1 protein-coding gene is annotated in these 2,188 nt (G+C 60.6%); it reads left to right on the top strand.

Annotation, left to right across the window (positions count from 1 at the left end; all coding sequences use genetic code 11):
• A partial coding sequence (locus tag H8R17_RS45260) for an RHS repeat-associated core domain-containing protein (protein WP_316959754.1) occupies positions 1–1,253 on the top strand: 1,253 nt, incomplete at its 5' end.
• Positions 1,254–2,188 lie beyond the last annotated feature (935 nt).

A 2,188-nucleotide genomic window follows, 5' to 3' on the forward strand; every position in this document is an offset into this window, starting at 1 on the left:
GCACCTCCACCGGCTACATCTACGACGCCGACGGCAACCTGCTCCTGCAGAAGGACCCCAGCAGCACCACCCTCTACCTCGGCAGCGAACAGATCACCGTCGACTCCGCCGGCACCACCACCGGAGTCCGCTACTACGCTGCCCCCGGCGGGGCCACCATCGTCCGCACCGGCGCCAGCACCAACTACGGCTTCGAACTCGACGCCGACCAGCACGGCACCAACACCCTCTACCTCGACTCCACCGCCCAAACTCCCACCTGGCGCCAGTTCGACCCCTACGGCAACCCCCGAGGCACCACCACCAGCTGGCCCGAAAACCGCACCTTCCTCAACAAAACCACCGACACCACCACCGGCCTCACCGACATCGGCGCCCGCGAATACGACCCCACCACCGGCAGATTCACCAGCCTCGACCCCGTCTTCGAAGCCACCACCCCCCAAGAGCTCGGCGGCTACACCTACGCCGGCAGCAACCCCGTCACCGACTCAGACCCCACCGGCCTGTGCCCCGTCGACCTGTGCGGTGTCGGCACTCCGAAGGGAGACGGTTCCGGAGGCGGCTGCTACTACATGCTGAAAGACCCGTGCGGCGGTGTCACGACCCAGCCGAGCGGTAACGGAGGCAGCCGCTGCTACTACATGCTGAAAGACCCGTGCGGCACGACCTATAGCAACAGCGGGGGGACAGCGCACCAGAGCAACAGCGGTCACACCACGCCCGTATACAAGAAGAGGAACCGAAATGCCGACCACGGACACTGGTGGGGCAGCGGACTCTGGAAAAACGCCAAAAGCTGGGCTGGAGCAACCGTGAGCGGAATGGGAGGATTTTTCACAAAGCATTGGCGTGGAATGCTCCAGACAGCTGGCTTCGTCGCCTGCGTCGTATACAGTGTTGGGCTCTGCGCGGTGGCGACCATTGCGGTCATCGGTGCAGAGTATGCTGGGGATGCCTACACACATGGTTGGGATTCGAAATATGCGTGGGGTAACCTCGAAACAAATAGTATTGATGGCGCGATTGGCTTGGGGGTGGGAATAAGCGGAGGATTGCTCTACGGAAAGGTAGCGGAGAGGATCGGGATGTCGAAATACTTGCCGCTGGGTCGTCATTCTGCGCGCTATTTCGAAGGCCCTCAACACGCAAAAATCCCGGACTCACTGTTCCGTGGTGTCGGCTATGGTGTCAATACGGTTCTCGGACACCTCGGTTGCGGTGACACTTACCACGTCCCCAGTTACTGCTGAATGGAGACCGGCCCCCGCCGGGGCGCTTAGGCCCGGCGGGGATTCAACCCATTGGAGCACTCCCAACAACAAGCGATCAATGGTTAACGAGCCTCGACACGAGGTGTGAATGTGTAATAGCTGGGAGGTGTCATGACTTGGCGAATGGCTGTGTGGCAGCGGATTTGTGCGTGCGTAGGCGCGTTGATTGCCCTGGGATTGGGTGGAGTCCTCATCGTTGATGGAATCACATACGGATGGAGTCCGCGTTCGCTTTTTGCCACCTGCATTCCATTGGGTGTCACTGCATGGCTCATTGCACGAGCCTTTCGAACCTCAATCGGAGTATCCGACGAGTATCTAGTGATTCAGGACTCGATCCGCAGGTACAGGATTCCCCTCTCCAGTGTGGCTTCGATGAAACCTACCTATAACGGCATTCGGGTGATTTTGAGAGATGGGAAAAGCGTGATGGCAGCATGCGGCGAAAAGGTGAATTACGCAGTCTTGTTGCATAAAAAAACTCGGGCGGATGGAATCGTCGCCAGCATTATGAAGGAGAAGCAACGGATCGAATCAGCGGGACACACTGACCTCCATCACCGCCACGGGTGACGTGTCTTGGGCTGGGTCGGCGTCGGACTTGGCGTGGATTCGATGATCACCCCGTTGGGGTGGTTCGCCGACGCAGCTCTGGTCGGTGGGTTCGTGCTAGGTGCTGCCACTACAGCAGACGCGTGCTCCTCCAAGCAGTGGGGGAGCTGCACGATGGGTGCAGCGAGCCTGGGAATGGGGGGGAGTGGGTGCCGGTGCGATGTCGGCTAACCCGAATCGAGAGGCCGCAAGTCTCCCCTTCTTCACGCGAATGTGGGTCTTCGAATTTAGGCGGGGAGGGGTTCTCGCTGGCCGTGCCGCTGACTGCGGAGCGTGACTGCCGCGCGGGAGGCCGGACCTGA

This window comes from Streptomyces sp. TRM68367, from assembly GCF_014495685.1.
Classification (GTDB): Bacteria; Actinomycetota; Actinomycetes; order Streptomycetales; family Streptomycetaceae; genus Streptomyces.